Source organism: Ruegeria sp. CH8 (genome assembly GCF_056536985.1).
The window spans coordinates 1-1512 of the sequence record NZ_JBQFQR010000072.1 but is presented as its reverse complement, the minus strand read 5'-3'; the positions used below and the strand labels follow the sequence as shown (position 1 = coordinate 1512).

Annotated in this window: 1 protein-coding gene and 1 pseudogene; one reads left to right on the top strand and one right to left on the bottom strand. The window is 50.9% G+C overall.

Translation table 11 applies throughout. The features are described 5' to 3' along the window. Positions 1-156: 156 nt before the first annotated feature. Positions 157-1101 carry a helix-turn-helix domain-containing protein gene (locus ACR0ER_RS25545; RefSeq protein ID WP_480771266.1) on the bottom strand — a complete coding sequence of 315 codons (945 nt, stop codon included), beginning with the start codon at positions 1099-1101 and terminating at the stop codon, positions 157-159. A 158-nt stretch (positions 1102-1259) separates the two neighbouring features. Here ACR0ER_RS25545 and ACR0ER_RS25540 point away from each other — a divergent pair. After that, positions 1260-1512 (top strand): annotated as a pseudogene (locus tag ACR0ER_RS25540) (amidohydrolase); the annotation flags it as partial.

The window sequence follows — 1512 nt, the reverse complement described above, 5'->3', positions numbered from 1 at the left end:
AGCACTGGAATTGGCCTCCCAGCCTTGCGCCAATAGATATCAGTTCGAGAACCGGGCATTACTGTCGAGATACCGAGCGGCTGCTTCGTCCAGCAGAGCGGTCATTCGAGTCGGCTGCAGCGAATGACCGCTTCGAAGCCAAAGCGGACTCTCGTCTTACGAAATTCCTGTAGCTGAACCGTTTTTGGATCGCGTAGCCGTTTCTATTGGCGTCTCACCAAAGAATTGGCGGTAGGCAACTGATGTCCGGCCAAAGTGACTAAACCCGGCTTCGCCGATGAGTTTTGAAACGACACCTTTCTCATAGGTGCTTTCCAGCAAAAGTGACCTTAGCCGATGTAGCTGTACAATCGACTGGAACTTGCTTGGGCCAACACCAAGTTGTTTTTCAAAGGCCAAAAAGAGTGACCGCCTCGATACCCCGAGTTCGCGGCATAGTTGTTGAACCGTTAGTTTCGTGCCAGCCGGGTTTTCTGAAAAATACTCTTCGGCCGCCACAACGGTCTTCCATTGACAATGGCTCGCCTTTTCTGCGGCCATTTGTGGTTCGGCATAGTAAAGAATTTCACCTGCCAAGTTTTCGAGGTTCTCGAGAACGTTATTTAGCATCCAAGCTGCTGTCGCACCCGTGGCAGTTTGTTTGTGGCAAAGCCATTTCTCAATGCATCGGACATAAGCATTCAGAGCATCGGATCCGGACAGGCGGATGGGTGCTTTAAACGTTGCCCATCCACGCTTCTCGACCTGAAGCCACGGAACTTCCAGCATGTAAATCTGAGTACCAGCTTCGGCTACGTAGTCATATTCCGTTGGTTTTTGTCCATGCCAACACACCATGAACGGAACCTTATACAGGGTTCCCTGAAATCGAACCGGATCACCATTTGGCAAGAACAACCCGTAGAAGACCGTACCGCTATGTTGAACCTCTTGATAACGTATGCGCGAATAAACTGCTTCAGAGTGAAGACCAAAACCATTGTATTGGGCACTGCGCCAATTCAGTTTTGGCCCCTGAGGAGACAGCACCAGCGCTTCGTACTGAACGTCATTGTAATTGGGCAGGTCTTCTACCGAACGGATTTCTTTGCATAGGAACATAGCGTCTCAGTTAGCCCAGATTTTGCCTGCCTCCAGCTGCAGCACGATGAAATTCACTTATTCATAATAGTTTGCACGATTCGGATAGCCAGGTTGGAACTCAGGTTACACTATCGAGCTCGAATATAGAAAATCAGTCAACGCCCTCGGAGTGCCTCATGAAAAAGCTAACACTTTCCATTGCTGCGCTATTGATATCGTCAACCGCTCTCTATGCGCAGGCCGCCGATCTGGTCTTCACCAATGCATCCGTCCTGACCATGAATGACGATGCGCCGACGGCGCAGGCCGTTGCGGTCACGGGGAACCAGATAAGTTACGTTGGCGATGTCTCAGGAGCAGAGGCGCTGATCGGCGATAACACCGAAGTTCTGGACTTGGGCGGGGATACCCTGTTGCCGGGCTTTGTGT

Bases quoted from the DNA above. Each gene is read 5' to 3' on its own strand.
- ACR0ER_RS25545 (WP_480771266.1), bottom strand. From the start codon at position 1,101: ATGTTCCTATGCAAAGAAATCCGTTCGGTAGAAGACCTGCCCAATTAC.